Here is a 19,375-nt window from a genome sequence, read left to right as displayed (position 1 = left end):
AAAATGTAGGGATGAATGCTCCAACGTACATAGCTTCGCCCTGTCGATACACGTTGTGTATTTCAGCGTTTATGCATATGACTCCTTTGGTTGCATAATGTGCCTAAGCTTCATTCTGCTCCTCCGGTTTTGGTTGTCGATGTGACCTTAGCATATCTGAGTACATTATCGTTTCTCTTGTGTTGCATATAAAATCTCAACACCCAAATCAACTAATTTGGGTTCATCATTCCCTGTTAGGTGAAGCCACACCTTTGCTCTGCGTGTATGCTTGTCAATCTTCTTAATGATGCCTTCGTGTCCCATCAACGGGCCATCCAGCACCACAACTTTGGTATTTTCCATATATACGGTTGAATAATCGATAATATCTTCCGGATTGATGAGGTTAAGCAATGTGGTCATTTCATGATCCGGGATTGGCGAGCAGCTTGCATTCGTTCCCAGCATTTTAATGATATGAGGAATAGAACAGATTAAGTGGTATGTTTCGGCGGACATGTTGACTTGAATTAATACATAACCAGGAAAGACTTTTTTGGTACAGGCTTCAAAAATACCTGATTTCTTCTCCGGAACTCTTCTCTTGGGAATTAAAACTCGGATGGAGGTTCCTAGATACATATGTAGGTATTTCCTAATGACTTCTTCGCTTCCTGTATGTACAAACAATGCGTACCAGTTCATGGCATCATCCTCTGATTAACAAATTAGCCAAGCGGAAATATACATATAAATATGAAAGAATTAAATCCCTAAGTTTCAATTTGTGAAATAAAATGTAATTGTTTTGTTGTAAATATCTTAACTCAAGACTTTTGGAACGTCAATGCTATTAATTCAATTTTATGTAAAATAACCTTAGAATTCACATAAACCACTCACATTTTGTCTGATATCGAACTTCGGAACAATACTCGTCTCCATGGTAATCAAAAAATCACTTACAGCACCGAACCTCTGTAAGTGATCTTTATCCATCCTTATCCTATTCAAACAGGTCCAGACGAAGACGTTTCAGACTTGTATGTTTGATGTACCACTGACCGTCAATTTTGACAAAAGTTTCGTGGTAGTGCCCAAATCCGTGGAAGGATTTGTTCTCATTGCCCTCCGGGAACGTCACCCAATCTTCCATTGGGGAGATGACCTTCGCTTCATTCTCGGATACAAATTCAACTTCGGCGCTGTGAACATGATGTACGGTTACGGCAACATCCACCAGATCACGGAATACTTGTACGATGGTATCGCGACCTGTTAATACCGGAATAGGATTGCCTTCTGTACTGAAATCGGCAACTGCATCCGGAGCAAACACATCACCCAAGGTGTCCCACTGTTTCGTATCAATATAGCGGCAATAGCGCGCCTTGGTGTTCCGAATGTTTTCCAGTGCGAGCAATTGTTCCAGTCCTGTGATCGTTGATTGGCTCATGTGTTGTCCCTCCAGAGATGTAAAATGTGATGTAAGATTGGCTCGAATATGTATGCATCTATACCTTCCTTATTGTACCATTCGATTTCTATTAGGTACAACGATACAAAAAATCTCTCCTTGCCTCTTGCGAGGATGAGGAAAGATCTAGTTATACCTATGGCCGGACGATTTAACCATGTCGATTGCAGCTTCACTTCCAGCACCAAGTTATTGAGACTGTGCACTCCAACTCTTCATCTGGGAAGCCAGTTCTGACATCTTTTTATTGTTCAAGAAACTCTCCATCTCTTCTTCCGCCTGCACCATCACCTGCTGGATCAAGCAGCTTGCGTTATGATTCTGGGAACATTCAAACAGGGACGCCTGACCTTCAATCGCATGAATGATCTCCAGGAAGGAAGGGTCGGGATTTTTACGACTAAGCCGGTAGCCGCCATTGGCGCCAGAAGTCGATTCGATCATACCCGCCTTAACCAATTTGGTCAATATTTTGGACAGGTAGGTTGGCGATACCTTCTGCAATTCTGCAAGTTGGTGTACACTAACCAGTTGTTCGGGGGCAGTGCTTACAAGATGAAGCATCGTGTGCAAAGCATAATTTGTCGCTTTTGAATATTTCATGAGGGCACCTCATTATACACGGATTTAATTTATCCATAATAGACTTGATTAGGCTCTCTGTCAAACGACTGCACTTCAAGCGCCGGCAACATCGAAAGGATACCGGTTAATTATGATACAATCCGCGGTAATCCGTAGGTGTCATCCCTTCGTGGGCCATGAACTGGCGGTTAAAATAACTGGCATTCGGATACCCCGCTTCTTCCGCGATCTGTCCAATGTTGGCCGTAGGCCGTTCGAGTAACCATTGCTTCGCCATCTGTAGTCGTGAACGGGTGATGAACTCCATGGGCGTCATCTCCACAGCACTCTTAAACATTTTGCAAAAGTAATACGAACTCACACCTGCGAGATCCGCCCAGTCCTGTAACAGGAACGGTTGACAGGCCTCCTGCTGCATCTGTGGAAGAAGTGCCAGTACCCGACTCTCCGCCTTACTTGTGGTACGTGTGCTCTTTAAAGGTACCGCATGCTGCACGAACTCGGCGAGTACGGCATAGGTCAATGTGGATAGCTGAGCCGGACGCAGCATGGTGTTCTGTTCCGCTTCAGTCAACAAGGCCAGATGAGCCTCTTCCCAAGAGCTGCGTTGCCGCAGTGTCCATAATAGATTGCGATGTAACCCCCGCTCGATCATATAATCATGCAGACGTTCACCGTAAAAATGAACCCATCGTACATCCCACGGATCATCTTCACTACTATAATAATGCTGTCGCTGCTGCGGGAAATAGAGTACGGCCTGACCTGCACGAAGTTCATGCTCGACCCCGTCCACTTCCACATATCCCTTACCCGAAGCGACGTAGTGGATATTAAAGTTGTTCAATACACCTGCCTCCCGCAGCACGGAATGCTGGACGTGATCCATATAATGCCCAACGGACTCGGGATAACAAAAATATGGAATATCCTGCAGGGTAAGCAATACACTTTGTCTCATCATAGCCGGTTCTCCTTGATCAACAATATTGTGTTAACTAACTTCAATATATTATCATTTTAATTCATTGGTCTATTCTTTATAATCACAATATACATTTACACACAGGAGGATATAACACATGAATCCAGTTCAAAAATTGCGTTGGGGCATTCTTGGTAGCGCTAGCATTGCTGTGGAATCCGTCATTCCAGGCTTGCAGCAATCCGAGTTGAATGAAGTAACCGCGATTGCCAGTCGAGACGAAAATAAAGCAAAACAGACGGCCGAACAACTTGGAATCGAGAAGGCATATGGCAGTTATGAAGCTTTGCTCGCCGATGATTCCATTGATGCCGTATATATCCCGCTACCGAATCATCTGCATCGCGAATGGACGATCCGGGCTGCTGAAGCAGGCAAACATATTTTGTGTGAAAAACCACTGGCTCTGACAGAGCTGGAAGCTCAGGAGATGGTGCAAGCTTGTGCAGATGCAGGTGTGCATCTGGCTGAAGCATTCATGTATCGCCATCATCCACGTTATGAGCAGATCAGAGATATCATTGCCAGCGGTGAGATTGGTGAGATCCGCGGTATACACAGCACATTTTCGTTCAACAATTCCGATTCATCCGGCAACGTTCGCTTTCGTAAAGAATGGGGTGGCGGTGCACTCTATGATATCGGTTGTTATTCCATCAGTGTTGCCCGTTTGCTGCTAGGTCAGGAACCAAGCGCAGTTACCGTTATTGGCATGTTCTCCCCACAACATGATCAAGTCGATATGATGGCTTCCGGACTGCTGGAATTCAACAATCATGTTGGTGTGACGTTTGACAGCAGCATGTGGGCAGCCTTCCGAAATACGCTCGAAGTTCTAGGTTCTGATGGCATCATTGAGGTACCATCGGCATTTATCGGTCGTCAGGATCGCAGTTCCAATTTCTATGTTACAGCAGGTGGTGAACGCAGGGAGATTGAAGTTCCCCAAGTAAATCACTATTCACTGCAAGGAGATGATATGGCTCGTGCCGTACTTCAGGGCAAGGATCTGCGTTTCGCCCCTTCCGATGCAGTAGCTAATATGAAAGTGCTCGAAGCCTGCCTTCGTTCAGCCGAAGAACGTACACGAATTACACTATAATTGAGAGGATGATCTGACTTATGGAATATATTGAAATTGCTGGTGCAGGTAAACGCGTCTCCCGATTGATTAAAGGAACGGATTATTTCGTGCATGATGCCTATGATAAAGCAGCTACGAACATGGATGCTTTTCTAGCCATTGGCGGTAACACCGTAGATACAGCACATATTTATTGCGGTGGACAGAGTGAAGAGGTCCTTGGTCGTTATATGAAGGAACGTGGTAACCGTGACCAGATCGTCATTCTCACCAAAGGCGCACATCATGACCAGAATGGGCCACGCGTGAACGCTGATGCCATCCGCAGCGACCTGATGGAAAGTCTGGAGCGTCTTCAGACAGATCATGTAGAGATGTATGCCTTGCACCGGGATGATCCAAACACCCCTGTACATGTGATTCTTGAAGCACTGAACGAACATATTGAATCCGGCAAAATCGGAGCCATCGGTGCCTCTAACTGGACCTGGCAACGGCTTGAGGAGGCCAATGCGTATGCTGCGGCGAATGGCCTGAAGGGTTTCACCTTCAGCAGTCCGAATCTCAGTCTCGCCAAAGCAAACGAACCTTTCTGGGCAGGCTGTGTGTCAGCAGATGCAGAGACACTCGCATGGCATGAGCAAACCAAGCTGCCATTGCTATCCTGGTCTTCCCAAGCACGTGGTTTCTTCACTGGAAGATTCACACCTGAAGTTCGGGATAATGAAGATCTGGTGCGTGTATTCTACAGTGATGGCAACTGGGAACGGTTGCGTCGGGCTGAACAATTGGCTAATTCGAAGAAAACATCACCCATTCAGATTGCACTCGCTTATGTATTGAATCAGGCGTTCCCTACCTGTGCGCTGATCGGTGCCCAGAATCAGGCGGAACTGCTCTCCTGTGACGAAGGCTCCCGCATCACGCTGACTCCTGCTGAAATCGCATGGCTGGATCTGGGAAGTGATGTACCTGCCGGCATCTAAGACGGATTTTCGGTTGAACGAATGAACGGTTCAACCTTCATATTGAGACTGACACTTCCGCATGATATCGGAAGTGCCAGTCTTTTTTTGGTGATATTGCTAAACTCAAATAAAGAAGGACTTACTCCAGAACACTTCTCTGAAGATAAGTCCCTTATATCATAGATTAAGCCATATACAATGTTAGAAATTGCACTGTCATTCGTATGGATTACAGTTTAACGATCTGACCTGTTTTCTCGGATTCGAATGCTGCCAAGATCACTTGCAGGGAACGCAAACCCTCTTCCCCGGAGATCGCTGGAGGTGTTTGAGTTACAATGGACTCTACAAATGCGTCAATTACACCACTCGGCACTTGTTTCTCGTTGGTAGCCATGGCACCAACTTTGTATGTCTCAACTGTACCATTGATCAGTTCAACGATAACTTCATCGCCTTCCACTGTTCCGATCTTCATAACGCCATTCTCGCACCACAGTACTGTACTGTTATCTCCAGCTCTGTATTGTGTCCAGCTTGCTACAAGCGTTCCAATCGCTCCGCTCTTCATACGAAGCAAACATGTTGCGTTATCGTCAACTTGAGTGCCTTCCTTGTGCAGTGTGCTGATGAAACCAGCCACTTCAGATACTTCATCATTCAGCAAGTAACGGATGAAGTCTGATTTGTGCACGCCAAGGTCACCCATCGCGCCCATAATAGCTTCTTCTTTACGGAAGAACCAGCTTTCAGCACCGTCCACACTCCATCCTTCCGGACCCGGGTGGCCAAACGATGTACGGAAATTCAGGACTTTACCGAGTTTGCCGGAGTCGAGAATTTCTTTCGCTTTGACGTGAGGAGGCATCAGACGCTGGTTGTGACCAACCATCAGATACACGCCATTTTTCTTGGCAGCTTCGATCATTTGCTCGCCTTCTTCAGTGGAAACCGCCATTGGTTTCTCAACCAATACATGCTTGCCTGCATTGGCAGCAGCAATCGCCATTGACGCATGCAGATAGTTCGGTGTACACACACTGACTGCATCCACCGTTTCATTAGCAAGCAATTCTTCGTAACTGGAGTAAGCTTTACCTCCGTAAGTTTCGGCCATTTCTTCAGCACGCTCCACGATCGGATCGGCAAAAGCGACAAGTTCTACGTTCTCATTGGCAGCGTACTCCGGAATATGTCTGCGCTGGGCAATGGCTCCACAGCCGAATACAGCAACTTTAATTTTACTCATGTATATAAGTCTCCTTTGACAAATAGATTAGCATTTTAGCAGCGTTCGATACTTCTGTTAGAATTGGTTCAAATAGTTCTCTTTCAGCCAGTTGTAGCTATTGGATACGCTCTCAAGTGGAGGATTCTGACACACGTCTTGTTCCACGATCAACCACTCCACTCCTGCATTCGTAGCCCCTTCAATAACAGCTGGCAGGTCAACCGAACCTTGTCCCAATTCCAGGGTTTTCATCTGGCCTTGTTCGTCTTTGCTGAAGTCCTTCAGATGAAGCAGCGGCAAGCGACCCGCATATTTATTAATATACTCGATCGGATTTTGTCCCGCAAATTGTACCCAACATACGTCCATTTCCACTTTTACCGCTTCCGGTGATGTTTGAGCGAACATGGCGTCAAAAGCATTGGCATCGCCAACCTGGCCATGGAATTCAAAGTCATGGTTATGGTATCCGAAGATCAACCCTTGCTTCGCTGCTTCAGCTCCATATTGTTGCAATTCATCGAACAGCTTGGTCCAGCCTTCTGCATTCTCAGGACGATCCTCAGGCATCAGGTAAGGACAAATGATATATTGCGCACCAATTGTTTTCAGATAATCAATTTGTTTTTGCAAGTCTTCGCGCATCGCATGTAATGAAACGTGGCTGCTGAATCCTTTCAGTCCAAGTTCATCTAGTAGCGCTTTCATTTCCTCAGCTGGAATATCGCCATATCCGGCAAACTCCACGCCTTCATATCCAAGGGTCGCTACCTTACGCAACGTACCACGAAAATCTGCTGCAGTTTCATCACGGAGTGTAAACAATTGCAAACCAATATTAAGTTTTTTCATGTAGGATACACCTCTGTTCTCAAATTTGCTTTCATTGCTCTATCTGGTATCATCCTAACGCAAAACAGGCTAGAATGAACATATACAATATAGTCAGAACATGAACTATCTGGTCAAATTTTATTTCCATCATTTTGCATCTATTCACTGTACCTAATTTTAACTGAAGATATTTACACTGGCACTCCGATGACAGAACAACCTTCCGATCGCTGTTATCCCCAGATTTTCTTGAATTCCTTTTCAAAAGGATAAAATCCGGAGATAAAGGCGAACACTTCGTTTCTTCAGGTTCTTTCTGTCCTCTACGTTATCGTGTAAATGTTAAGTTAAACCATTATCTATGTAAGAGATCGATATATTGGGGGATTTTATCTTTGGATACGTTAGAGACATCTGTGCTGATCTGTGACTACTCATACCACTATAAGGCGTTCACTCATAATATGAGGGGCGAGCTGCAAACCTATCTGTTCCGCCTGCAGACGGAAGGCTCGTGCAAAGTATATGTACAGGAAGAAGAATTCAGGATGACTAGCGGAGATTTATTGCTGCTCAAACCTGGCGACGACTATCATCTCGTGGTCGATGAACCACATAAGGAAGGACGATTGTCCAGCGGAGATTATTATCTGTTCTGCGAGGGCAGCTGGATCGATAACTGGTGGAAACGGCAGCATCGATCTACCGTCAGCCGGATCGGACTTGATGATAAGCTCATCAGCCTGTGGAGAAATATGTTACTTGAGAAGCGTCGTGGGCCTCTTGAAGAAAATGCGGAGCTAAAGGATGCGTTACTGCGCGGATTGTGCCTGTATATTGACCGGGCAATCACCGAGAATATTCAGACCGATCGGGCGGTTTCCTCTGCGTTGAAGTTAAAACGTTATATTGAAGAACACGCCACGGTTACGTTCAAGCTCGAGGAAGCCGCACGTTATGCGGGACTCAGCCTGTCACGTGCAGTACGCTTATTTAAGGAGCACTACAACCAGACCATGATTCAATATGCGATTGAGATCCGTCTGAATGCGGCGCTGGAACGCATGAAATATAGTGAAATGACACTGGAGCATATTGCCGAATCCTGCGGTTTTGCAAGCTATTCCTACTTCCACCGGGTATTCCGGGCGCACTTCGGTGTGTCTCCAGCGGAATATCTCAAATCCAAGCAGCATGAGCCTATCGATGATCTGGAGCATGTGTAACACACTCGCTTTCATGAAATAACCTTCCTGAGAGCAAACCCACACACCCTACAAACAAACTAACGCCTTGGGCAGCACATCCATCCTGTGTCTGCACAAGGCGTTAGTTGGATCTGCCTGAGTTAGCGCTGATCCCCTTTGTTGCGGAAATAGTTTTGCAGGAACTCCTTGGCACGCTCTACCCTCCTCAACAATCTTCCCTTTATCGAGGAACAGTACTTTATTGAACTCAACTCTCTCTCCGTTAATAACTATGCGAGGCAAACATCCAGATACTTCTTCAAAGCGTTGCATTTTTTAATATTCAATTCATCTCTTATTCTTTGTTCCTCTACTATTATGGTGAAAAGTGACATAAAATAGGGAGGAAACAAGAATCCATAGAATTCCCGCGTTCTGACATTCTATACATGGAGAGATTACAATGAACTCTAAACGCAAAGTTCTCATCATCGAGGATGAACATGATATTTCTCGCATTTTGCGAGACTACCTGATCAAAAATGGATACGACGCTGCCGTTGCCGCGACCGGACAGGATGGCCTTCAGATCATGGAGCTTATTCATCCGGATTATATCATTCTCGATATTATGCTCCCGGATATGGACGGCATCGATGTATGCCGCGAGATTCGGCGTCGGAACAATATTCCGATCCTCATCCTGAGTGCAAGAGGAAGTGACACGGACAAAGTGCTTGGCCTTGGATTCGGTGCAGATGACTATATGACCAAGCCCTTCTCGCTCAGTGAGTTGCTCGCCCGGATAAATGCACATTTTAGAAGATATGACAGTCTCGTTCCAGAACGTGCTCCCTCTGATTCGCTGCGCCTGGGTGATCTCGAAATTGACAAAAAAGCATATAAAGTTACACTAAAGGGCCTCGAGGTCTCGTTTTCTGCAAAGGAATTTGAACTTCTGCATTATCTGGCCAGCAACAAAAATCAGGTTTTCTCGAAATCCCAATTGCTGGATGCTATTTGGGGCTATGCTGCTTATGGAGACGAAAATACGGTAACGGTGTATATACGCAGACTGCGGGAAAAAATCGAGGAAGACCCCTCTCATCCCACGTTACTTAAAACCGTCTGGGGGGTTGGATATAAATTCAATCATGAATAAAGCTGGAATGGAGACTACTTCATGTCACTTCACAATTGGTCCACACGTTGGCTGAAGATATCCTTAACGCTTCTGATGATGGTCATGATCTGCAGTGTTGTTTTGTTTGTGGATCTTCTCGCCGGACGAACTGCGGGTGAATCCAACCCAACCATTAATCAGGTTCGGCTCAAGATTAATCCGCTTCTGCTTGAACTGGAGCAAAACCACCATAAGCTGCATGATCTGATGATTCAGGACAAACTTCGTTCGGCTGCCATTGAAAAGAACATTCATTTTTCCTATGTCGGACTGGATGGGGTGATTTTGCTGTCCTCCTCTCCTTCGTCCGAAGGCACCCAAGTGAACCTCAGATCCGCCCTTCATTATAATCTGAAAGATGCATTGTACCTCGCAGACGGAAACGATTCATTGGCCATTGCATTTCCCGTAATGGATGGCCCGGATGGCAGCCAGATCGGAAACGCCATTTTTACGGTACCCAAATCACTTGTTTTTGCTCAGCAGCCTGTCACTATTCCGTTAATCATTCTGGGCAGCCTGATCATCATGTCCCTTATACTGATGCTTTTTCTCATCATCATGGCTCGCAAGGTAAGGCAACGTATGCTGACTCCTGTTAACCAATTAAAACAGCATGCCGAATCGATACTCAAAGGACAATACGATGAACAGATTCAATATAATCGTAACGACGAAATGGGCGAACTTTACGCCATGCTTGACTTGATGCGGACGGAGATCATGCATTTGAGTGAACAGCGCATACGGCAGGAGAAAGCCCAAAAAGAACTCATCACCAACATCTCTCATGAACTCAAAACGCCAATTACAACGGTAAAAGCATACATAGAAGCCATATCGGAAGGCCTTTGCTCGGATGAGGAAACACTAATGGAATATATGGAGATTATGAGAACCCATACAGATAAAACGGCTCGGCTCGTTGAAGATTTGCTGGTTCATGCGCTTCAGGAGCTTGGACAGATTTCGGTTGAGCCGCGAGAGGTATACAGTCGTGCCGTATTTGAAAACATGCTCAGACCCATTGGACATGTCGTAAGAATCAATGGACTTACATACGAAGAGTCCGAAGCTATTCCAAATGTGCTCATACGAATGGACCCTGTACGCATCGAACAGGTTGTCTCCAATCTCGTATCCAACGCGCTCAAACACACCGCTCCCGGGGATTACATTCGTATTCGTGCAGAACTGGATCATGGACAATTCAAGCTTACGATCGCCGATTCCGGTCAAGGCATACGTGCTCAGGATATGCCTTTTGTGTTTGAACGCTATTTCCGGGGAAGCTCGTCCTTGTCTTCCAGCATATATGAAGGAACCGGGCTTGGACTCTCCATCTGTAAAAGCATCATTGAAGCACATGGAGGGCAGATCAGCTTTTCCAGCAAAGTAGGTCAGGGCACCCTCTTTCAATTCAGCCTGCCGATCTGTTAAGCTGCACTCTATCACGTCACTTTACTGGCACCTTCCTGTTTTCGGATATATCCGGAATGGTGTAATACTTTATTCATAATTTGATAATTCTTCCTCAACATCTTCCCTTTATTATGAATGTTATACCGCAACGGGGAGTGATCCACTTGACCAGAACATCTATCATTCGTGCCCAAAACTTATGTAAGACATACAATACCGGAAGTGAACAGTATCACGCTATTCGTAATGTCGATCTCGATATCTATGAAGGCGACTTCACAGTGATCATGGGTAATTCGGGTTCAGGCAAATCCACGCTTTTATATTTGCTTAGCGGACTCGATCATCTGACAGCTGGAGAGGTTTATTTTCAGGATCAGCGCATCGATGCCTACAGTGAGCGAGAGATGTCTGATTTCCGTACCCGCCGAATTGGCTACATCTATCAAAGCATCAACCTGGTTCCAGACCTTTCCATTCAGGATAATATTGCTCTTCCGGGATATATTGCCGGGAACAAAAAACATGAAGTAAACGCTCGGGCGACCCATCTTATGAAGGCCATGGACATCGACAGCCAGAACAATCGCCTGCCCTCCCAGACTTCCGGCGGGCAGCAGCAGCGGGCGGCTATTGCACGCGCACTCATCAATTCACCGGATATTATATTCGCCGACGAACCTACCGGAAGTTTGAACTATGATCATGGGAAAGCAGTGCTGGACATCCTGACCGATATTAACCGGAAAGGACAATCGGTCGTTATGGTGACCCATGACATCAAGGCCGCTTGCCGGGCCGACCGCCTGATCTTTGTCCGAGATGGTAAAGTCGGAGGCATTCTCGAGTTCGATAAATATGACGAAAGCCAGATTCAGAATCGGGAATCCATGGTCTTCGCTTTTGTGTCGGGGAAGGAGTAACCCATGGCCGCCATTCTAAAGCTGAGCTTTTCTTATCTGCGTAAAAATAAAATTCAAAACCTGTTCATCACCCTGCTTATTTTGCTGTCTACCCTGCTGGTGTCCACATCTGTCATCATTTTGGCCAATACGGGTAACCAGTTCAAGGAGATGCACAGTCGCACCAACGGGTCCCATCAGATATTAACGTTCGACAAAGGACTGAATGATCCCCAAACTGTGCATGACTGGTGGGGCGCCCAGAACGGTGTTCAAGTCTCACCTTTGCTTACTTACCGTACCTTGTCGGGCATCACTTTTGACGGCACTGACATCCCTAACCTGTATCTGTACATGATGAATACACCTCCTCCGCCGTGGAGTGTAGACGAACTTTTATTTGCAAGTGGTGCACAGCATTTAGCTCCTGAGCAAGGAAACGTATGGATTCCAACCTCCATGGCGAATGGTTATAACATTGCTGTCGGTGATACCATCCAATTCAAAACCGGATCTACCATCCTTGACCTCGCAGTATCCGCTATTGTTGTGGATGTCCCTTATGGAGCACCGTTCACAAATACGGCAAGAATCTGGATGAACAGTACGGATTACCAAAATGATTTTAGTACGCTTGCAGGAAAAGATAGTCACATGATGGGCATCCATTTTGATGATTACAGTACGAACTCCAGCTATTGGGATCGTTATACAACCGAGACAGGCACCCCATTTCTGGAAACCAAAATGGAATTTGAAAGCATCTCATCCTTTTATCTGATCATCAATCAGATCGTCGGGTTCATTATGATTTTCTTAGGGTCCGTCATGATGATTATTGCCCTCATTACGATTGGCTTCACCATATCCGATGCCATTCTGGCCAACTACAAAACGATAGGTATTCTTAAATCGCTGGGACTCACTTCCCGGGGGACCATTGGTACTTACGTCATTCAATATGCCCTGTTGTCCATCATCGCCGTTTTTCCCGGGCTGGCACTGAGCGTATCTGTGTCCAAATTCATCATCAATATCTCCGTATCGTCCCTGCGGACTGGCCAGGGTGATATTCCAATGGAGGGCATTGGCACAGCGATAGTTGTAGGGCTACTGTTACACGTCATGGTTATTGCATTTGTCGTGTTATACGCCAAAAAAGCTCGCACAATCGAGCCTGTTCAGGCTATTCGTTATGGTATGTCGGAGAGCGACAATATACGTATGGCGCAACGAATGAATTCGCCGCTCACAAACCGGGCGTTGTTTGGACGATTGCCCGTCTCTTTTGTCATCGGCATACGAAATCTGATCAAAAACAGCAAAAGCTCGGTATTGATGTTATTGCTAACGACGATGTCCGCTTCCGTACTTGTCCTCGGGTATGTTGTACTAACCAGCATTACCGGAATTTATCAGACGGCAGCCAAATGGGGTTATGACAATGCCAACATTGCCGCTGTCGTTGTGAACAAAACTACGTTTCCGAGAGCAGAGCTGCAGAACGTTTTGGAAGAAGACCCTCGCATCAAAAATATGGGCTGGCAAGGAAACATCACTGGAGTTATCCTTCCAGATGAGTCAACCGACGTGGCCAACCAGTCTACAAGCCTTTATCTAAGTGTACTGGATGGAAGCTATCAAGATCTTGGTTTTGAGACGTTGAGAGGGAACAACCCGGAACGCGAAAATGAAATTTCAATCGGGGTCAGTGTTGCCAAGATGTTAAACAAGGATTTGGGAGATCTCATGGATCTCTACATTGAAGGAGAAAAGCGCACGTTCATGGTCTCGGGTATCTATCAGGCCATCTCCAATATGTCGGTATCCGGAAGAGTCACAGCCCAAGCGGTTCGAAGCGTAAATCCGAATTACGGAGATGTAGATGTCGCGTTTATCAATGTCAACGATCCTTCACAGGCAGGAGCTATTGCTAACCAATTGAATGAGCGGTTCAGAGACTCTGCTTCCATCGTCACACAAAAAACGCTTCTGGATTCCGTTTATGCAGAAGCTGCAAGCATCCTTTTGTACCCCATGGCTCTGATTGGTCTGCTGTTCATTTTGGTTACATTTATCATTATCTTCAGCACCTGCCGAATCAGCATTCGCAAAGAAAGCAAGACGTATGGTATTTATAAGTCAATTGGATTGACATCTGGAAAAATCCGTTTCTCCATTGCTACTGGAGTATCTGCATTAGCTCTGGTTGGTTCAATGCTTGGAGTCTTTGTAGGCGTGTACCTTCTCCCCCTGTTACTTGAAAAAGTCCTATCGGGATATGGTATCGTGCAGATTCCTCTCATTCTGAACTGGGGAGGCATTATACTCTTTGCTTGTCTGAGTATACTTGCCGCAGCTATAGGATCCTGGTTATCGTCCAAGGTGATTCGTCAGGCATCGCCGCGCATTCTTGTCGTCGAATAACATGTACAAAGAAGATTGCTCATGCAGAAGAAGCCCTTTCCTATCCTTTATAAGATAAGAAAGGGCTTCTCTGTGCAGGTCTGGCTGTGCTAAATAGACCTCAGCTCCGCCACTTCTTCGCAAGTTCGCCAATCTGATGCGGGGTAGTTCGACAACAGCCGCCAATGATTTTTGCACCCGCAGCTACCCATTGTTCCGAAGCATCACTCATACTGCCACAGGTACCCTGACCACTCCAGGTCTTCGTTGCTGCATCGTATACTTCTCCCGAGTTCGGATACACAATAACCGGTTTATCGCTGGCACGGCTCAAAATACTCACGGCTTCCGTCACCACTTCCATGGGAGCACAGTTCAGGCCAATTGCAGCAATCTGCGGCTCGGAACCAAACAATCGTGCACAGGTCTCAAGCGGTGTGCCTTCGCTGATTGCCGTCCCGTCTTTTAAGGAGAAAGATAGCCAGGCATACGCATGAGGAAACTCCTTTAATAAATCTACCAGCACCTGTGCTTCCTGCAAGGATGGAATCGTCTCAAAAGCCAGAATATCAGCGCCCGCTTCAAGCAACGCGGCCATCCGCGGACGATGGAATGCAGTCAATGTCTCATCTGTCACCCCGTAATGACCGATATACTCTGAACCATCAGCTAGATAAGCGCCATAGGGTCCAACGGATGCAGCAACCATCGGTCGTGGCCGAGCCAAGATCCCTGTTTCCGAGATATCAGACATTTGGCGTTCCGTGCCAGATACTAGATTGCCTTCCAGTTTGGCTTCCCTGTTTTCAACTCCGTTACCCTGCAATTCCGCCCATACGTCATCTCTCGCTTTTGCAGCCAGTTTAACCGTCTTGCCAATCAGGTCCAATGCATCCGGCTCTCCGATTCCTCTCTTGCGGAAGCCATCCACTGTCGCCTGATAACTGGATGTAATCGCACAGTCGGCTCCTGCTCGAAAATAATCCGTATGGACCTTAACAATAACATCCGGATTCTCAAGCAACACTCGGGCAGACCAGAGCGGATCATCCAGATCACATCCATGCTGTTCGAGTTCCGTCGCCAGCGCTCCATCCAGAATCATGACCGGATGTTTACGCAGAATCTGTTCTATGGGGTTAGTCTGTTGTGCTTGCGTCATGTACTTGTCCTCTTTTCTTATTCACACGTTCTGTCAGATAATAAGCTGCGTAACATACTGCGATAAACGGAACCCCGCAATACAGCGCAATTCGCTGTGTCGGGTCGAAGGCAATACCTATGCATGAAGCCAGGCATAATATAAATGAAACAATGGGTACCACTGGATACAGAGGTGTCCGGTAGACCAGATCTTTGACCGCATGTCCTTCCCGGATATATTGTCTGCGGAACATGTACTGGGAAGCGCTGATGCTCATCCATACGGCAACGACAGCCAGACCTGAGATGGAGACAAGAGTAATATATACCGTATCTGGCGCAACGATGCTGGACAGCAAAGCTAGCAGACCACCTACCATACTGATCAGAAGTGCATTAAGCGGTACCCCGCGTTTGGTCAGTTTGGCAAACCAGGGAGAGATCGTCTTTTTATCTGCCAGAGACCAGAGCATCCGCGACGAAGCATACAGACCTGAATTCGCAGCAGAGAGAATCGCCGTCAGAATAACAAAGTTCATGATATCTGCTGCATAAGGAACACCCACTCGCTCCATTACGGCTACAAACGGACTTTCCAATACACTGGCATCCGACATGGGCAGCAAGGCCGACAAGATCACAATCGTTCCGATGAAGAAAATAACCAAACGCCACAGTGTGGTATGAATAGCCTTGGGAATCGTCTTTTCCGGATTCTCCGTCTCCCCAGCGGCAATACCGATTAACTCAGTGCCTGAGAATGCAAAGTTTACAGCAAGCATGGTCATCAATATCGCTGTAGCCCCGTGAGGGAACCACCCGGATGCGGTAATATTCGACAGCAACGGAGCCGCTTCAGAGTCTGCCATCGGAATGAACCCAAACATGGCTGCACCACCGATAATAATGAATATTACGATGGTGACTACTTTGACAGATGAGAACCAGAATTCGGATTCTGCGAATAATTTCACCGTTAACGCATTGAACAGAAAGATCATCAGTGCAAAAAGCGCGCTCCATATCCATACGTTTACCGATGGGAACCAGCGCTGCATCAACAGACCGGCAGCCGTAAATTCAGAACCCAGTGCAACGGTCCAGGTTAACCAGTACAACCAAGCTACCGTGTAGCCTGTTGCTGGCCCGATATATTTGGCTGCATAACTATGAAATGCCCCCGTCTCCGGCATGTGAACAGACAGTTCACCAAGACAGAGCATGACCAGATATACCACGATGGCTCCGATCAGATAGGACAGAATGGTGCCCAGAGGCCCCGCCTGCTGGATCGTATAACCTGAGCTCAGGAATAATCCCGTTCCAATGACTCCGCCGAGAGAGAGCATGATCACATGCCGTGCCTGCATTTTCCGCTGAAAATGCCCTTTGTCATTGTTGTTCTCCATACTTGCTGCTCCCTACTTCTTCATCCAGAAAAACAAAAAAAGACCCACTCTGCCTAAAGAGTGCGCCGTTACTGACAAATAAAAACAAACGCTCCTATCTATCAGGCTGTTCACCCGCTGGAATTAGCACAGTATCCTTCAGATCTGTTGCTGAGGTTTCTAAGGGCCAGTCCCTCCACCTCTCTGGATAAGAAAATGATTTTTTATAAATATAGCGATTGATCATGAATGTGTCAATATTTAAATACCGTCGTGTTCACATTCCACGCTATTCCGTAGAAGACCCCGGATTGATGATGTTGGTCTTGACCTCATACGTGATGGGTACAGTGGCAAAGATTTCATCCCAGTTCCCTTTAACCTTCTTCCACGTTTTTGGATATTTAATACGGATGCTATCGCGGAAATCAGCAACATCAACTTTGTAGGTGTGCTGGAGCTTATACAGTAACTGTTTGATCTGTTGGTCGACCAGTTCAGCAAAATCCTTTTCCAATTCTTTCAGATATGCACCCTTTTCCTCCTCTTCCGGTGCTCGCCAATCCTCCATTAGCCATCCTTCAGACTCTGCCTTTACATGGAACGAGATATCATCGCCAATAACCTTGGGAATGATTTTGGTTTTCTTCTTCTTGATTTCATAAAGTACCGTGAATCCCTCCTTACTATATGTCTTTATAACACCACCTCGTTCTTTAGGCATAAGCCAGGACAGAGCTTCCACATCAGTTTGGCTGAGTTCCCCCAGAAATTTGGTTGTTTTTGCAGCAAATATGCTGCCTCCGGAGAACTTATCCTCGCCACTTGCATTCAGCACATTTTGGAGCAGGAAACTGGAACCGGACTGCATCTGTGCATCCAGTTTTGCCAGCGAAACGGGTTCCAGAATCTTGTTGGAAATGTATGAATTGTTCGTAATGCCTGTAAGGTAAAATGCAGGAATACGGGAAGGATCATCTGAGGTTAGTACATCAACCGCTCGCTGATGACTAATCAGTACGAGACAGTTTGGTCGAATATCGTTATCCCGGAGTACAAAATCGAGCAGTTGATCCAGTCCATACTTTTTGGCAATATCCTTGGAGATCACGATAACCTTTAGATGATGTCCAATGAGCGGACGATCTCGCCGCAAAGAAAACTGACGAAAAATCTGCAACATGGAATCTCCTGTAAGCCGCTCATTGGAATAAGACTCTTTTCCAGAAGAGGGTGAACCAGATTGTTGACTTTTTTGACTGCTCGAATTCCCAGGGGCAATCTGAACGGTTGCTGTGACATTGTTTTGTTTGGGATAATGCCCGCCCTGCTCTGAAATCTTCTTCTCGAATTCGGTCTCTTGTCCAACGTCAATTCCGAGACCTACATACAAACTCAGATCTTCTATCTCCCGACTGCTCCAGCAACCTGATACTATACACAGGATGAACAAAGCACAAGTTACTCGTAAGCACATGCGGAATGAAATCATGCGTGTTTGCCTCCTTTTTTGCGAATTATGCTAATAAGCAGCAATATCAGAGGTAATATCGCGAACAACACTACAGATGCGTTACCTAGCATATCGCCAAGTGCAAAAGTTTCAAATACAGTTTTAGGCATCATTGCCGTCAGATAAATGAATGGAAGCAGGGCATACATAATCCTGCGTATCTTCTTTGCCCGAAACAAATCCCGGATTCCTACAGAAGCACAGTAATGGGTAATGGCAAATGTCGAGAAAATTTGCATAATCCAGATCACCAGCAATAACGATTCGAATCGTTCAAATATCAGTCCCTGTATCTCAAAACTTCGGACAAGATCCAATGTTGGCCACGTTCTGGTCTTAATTCCATCCAAGGATAGACTGCCTACGACCATTACAACAGTGATCAGATATATCATTGTAGAGATAGTTAACCCCCATGTCATGGCCTTGTTGCTTTTCTTCGGATCTTGCATATATGCAGTAACGACTAACATGACTTCGTACCCGGTATACGAGAGTAGCGATGGTTTCAGCCCTTTGATCACAGGCATGATACCCTCACCCAATACGGGTCTGAGGTTACTAATCTCGAATAGCTGATTGCTGAGCAATATCTCCATGACGAATATAATTAAGGTAATCGGCAGGATAATCTCAAACACGCGAATAATGACCACAAGCCCACCGGAGATCATATAGATACCTATCCACATAAAAACCATCACAATAGCCCATGTAGGCGTACGCTCAAGCAGATACATCCCCGTGACATCGGCCATGACTCTAATTTCGAATGCTGCAATGATCATAAAATACAAAATTGTCGCACAACCCAGTATGTAGGCGATCCAGCGCCCGGTGATCTCCCGGGTAAACTGGAACACGGTTTTCTCAGGAAATCTGCGGCACAGGGTAACCAAAATCAGACCAATACCTGTGACAATGAGCCCAGACAGCAAGATGGAAATCCAGACATCCGGCGTTCCAACCGCTCTGCTAGTCGTTCGCGGTAACGTCAGAATGCCCGCGCCAAGCATGTAGTTGACGATGATGACAACGGCCTGTGTGGTGTTAATTTTTACTTGCGAGTCATTCACTTTGTTGTA

At 46.2% G+C, this 19,375-nt stretch carries 17 protein-coding genes and 1 riboswitch; of the genes, 7 read left to right on the top strand and 10 right to left on the bottom strand.

The window, feature by feature from the left end:
- Positions 1 to 165 precede the first annotated feature (165 nt).
- From loaP to ACTHPG_RS24220, 4 genes are all read right to left on the bottom strand, one after another.
- Positions 166 to 687 (bottom strand): antiterminator LoaP, encoded by a 522-nt coding sequence (loaP, locus tag ACTHPG_RS24235; RefSeq protein WP_440391906.1) that lies wholly within the window; start codon positions 685 to 687, stop codon positions 166 to 168.
- A 301-nt stretch (positions 688 to 988) separates the two neighbouring features.
- On the bottom strand, positions 989 to 1,438 hold the full coding sequence (locus tag ACTHPG_RS24230; RefSeq protein WP_074096526.1) for a nuclear transport factor 2 family protein: 450 nt from the start codon (positions 1,436 to 1,438) through the stop codon (positions 989 to 991).
- A gap of 210 nt (positions 1,439 to 1,648) precedes the next feature.
- Positions 1,649 to 2,062, bottom strand: coding sequence for an RrF2 family transcriptional regulator (locus ACTHPG_RS24225; RefSeq protein ID WP_440391905.1), 414 nt, complete (start codon positions 2,060 to 2,062; stop codon positions 1,649 to 1,651).
- A gap of 106 nt (positions 2,063 to 2,168) precedes the next feature.
- Complete coding sequence (locus ACTHPG_RS24220) at positions 2,169 to 3,008, bottom strand: helix-turn-helix domain-containing protein (RefSeq protein ID WP_440391904.1); 840 nt, start codon at positions 3,006 to 3,008, stop codon at positions 2,169 to 2,171.
- Positions 3,009 to 3,126: 118 nt separating this feature from the next.
- Here ACTHPG_RS24220 and ACTHPG_RS24215 point away from each other — a divergent pair, with 118 nt between their 5' ends.
- The gene (locus tag ACTHPG_RS24215; RefSeq protein ID WP_440391903.1) at positions 3,127 to 4,131 is read left to right on the top strand and encodes a Gfo/Idh/MocA family protein; all 1,005 of its coding nucleotides are present in this window, start codon (positions 3,127 to 3,129) and stop codon (positions 4,129 to 4,131) included.
- 20 nt (positions 4,132 to 4,151) lie between these two features.
- On the top strand, positions 4,152 to 5,099 hold the full coding sequence (locus ACTHPG_RS24210; protein WP_440391902.1) for an aldo/keto reductase: 948 nt from the start codon (positions 4,152 to 4,154) through the stop codon (positions 5,097 to 5,099).
- Between the two features lie 211 nt (positions 5,100 to 5,310).
- On the opposite strand, the gene ACTHPG_RS24205 is transcribed toward ACTHPG_RS24210, so the two are convergent.
- Positions 5,311 to 6,330: a Gfo/Idh/MocA family protein gene (locus ACTHPG_RS24205; RefSeq protein ID WP_440391901.1), complete on the bottom strand. Its 1,020-nt coding sequence runs from the start codon at positions 6,328 to 6,330 to the stop codon at positions 5,311 to 5,313.
- 57 nt (positions 6,331 to 6,387) lie between these two features.
- The gene (locus ACTHPG_RS24200; protein ID WP_440391900.1) at positions 6,388 to 7,164 is read right to left on the bottom strand and encodes a sugar phosphate isomerase/epimerase family protein; all 777 of its coding nucleotides are present in this window, start codon (positions 7,162 to 7,164) and stop codon (positions 6,388 to 6,390) included.
- Positions 7,165 to 7,541: 377 nt separating this feature from the next.
- Here ACTHPG_RS24200 and ACTHPG_RS24195 point away from each other — a divergent pair, with 377 nt between their 5' ends.
- The 5 genes from ACTHPG_RS24195 to ACTHPG_RS24175 all read left to right on the top strand — a co-directional run bounded on the left by ACTHPG_RS24195 (position 7,542) and on the right by ACTHPG_RS24175 (position 14,267).
- A complete protein-coding gene (locus ACTHPG_RS24195; protein ID WP_440391899.1) occupies positions 7,542 to 8,372 on the top strand; it encodes a helix-turn-helix domain-containing protein in 831 nt (276 codons plus the stop codon).
- A gap of 424 nt (positions 8,373 to 8,796) precedes the next feature.
- Positions 8,797 to 9,495 carry a response regulator transcription factor gene (locus tag ACTHPG_RS24190; protein ID WP_440391898.1) on the top strand — a complete coding sequence of 233 codons (699 nt, stop codon included), beginning with the start codon at positions 8,797 to 8,799 and terminating at the stop codon, positions 9,493 to 9,495.
- Between the two features lie 21 nt (positions 9,496 to 9,516).
- Complete coding sequence (locus ACTHPG_RS24185) at positions 9,517 to 10,956, top strand: sensor histidine kinase (RefSeq protein ID WP_440391897.1); 1,440 nt, start codon at positions 9,517 to 9,519, stop codon at positions 10,954 to 10,956.
- Between the two features lie 146 nt (positions 10,957 to 11,102).
- The gene (locus tag ACTHPG_RS24180) at positions 11,103 to 11,861 is read left to right on the top strand and encodes an ABC transporter ATP-binding protein (RefSeq protein WP_440391896.1); all 759 of its coding nucleotides are present in this window, start codon (positions 11,103 to 11,105) and stop codon (positions 11,859 to 11,861) included.
- A gap of 3 nt (positions 11,862 to 11,864) precedes the next feature.
- Entirely contained in the window at positions 11,865 to 14,267 is a 2,403-nt protein-coding gene (locus ACTHPG_RS24175; protein ID WP_440391895.1) for an ABC transporter permease, read from the top strand.
- A 100-nt stretch (positions 14,268 to 14,367) separates the two neighbouring features.
- Here ACTHPG_RS24175 and mmuM read toward each other — a convergent pair whose 3' ends face one another.
- From mmuM to ACTHPG_RS24155, 4 genes are all read right to left on the bottom strand, one after another.
- On the bottom strand, positions 14,368 to 15,408 hold the full coding sequence (gene mmuM / locus ACTHPG_RS24170; protein ID WP_440391894.1) for a homocysteine S-methyltransferase: 1,041 nt from the start codon (positions 15,406 to 15,408) through the stop codon (positions 14,368 to 14,370).
- Positions 15,386 to 16,798 carry an S-methylmethionine permease gene (gene mmuP, locus ACTHPG_RS24165; RefSeq protein ID WP_440391893.1) on the bottom strand — a complete coding sequence of 471 codons (1,413 nt, stop codon included), beginning with the start codon at positions 16,796 to 16,798 and terminating at the stop codon, positions 15,386 to 15,388. Before mmuP ends, mmuM begins: the two co-directional genes overlap by 23 nt.
- A gap of 91 nt (positions 16,799 to 16,889) precedes the next feature.
- Positions 16,890 to 16,992: riboswitch (SAM riboswitch) on the bottom strand.
- 74 nt (positions 16,993 to 17,066) lie between these two features.
- Positions 17,067 to 18,269 (bottom strand): Ger(x)C family spore germination protein, encoded by a 1,203-nt coding sequence (locus ACTHPG_RS24160; RefSeq protein WP_440391892.1) that lies wholly within the window; start codon positions 18,267 to 18,269, stop codon positions 17,067 to 17,069.
- Positions 18,266 to 19,366: a spore germination protein gene (locus ACTHPG_RS24155; protein ID WP_440391891.1), complete on the bottom strand. Its 1,101-nt coding sequence runs from the start codon at positions 19,364 to 19,366 to the stop codon at positions 18,266 to 18,268. Before ACTHPG_RS24155 ends, ACTHPG_RS24160 begins: the two co-directional genes overlap by 4 nt.
- Between the last annotated feature and the right edge of the window lie 9 nt (positions 19,367 to 19,375).

Origin of the sequence: Paenibacillus sp. SAF-068 (assembly GCF_051967555.1) — a bacterium.
Taxonomy (GTDB): domain Bacteria; phylum Bacillota; class Bacilli; order Paenibacillales; family Paenibacillaceae; genus Paenibacillus.
Note: the sequence above shows the minus strand (reverse complement) of the source record. Positions and strands in the feature narration are given on the sequence as shown.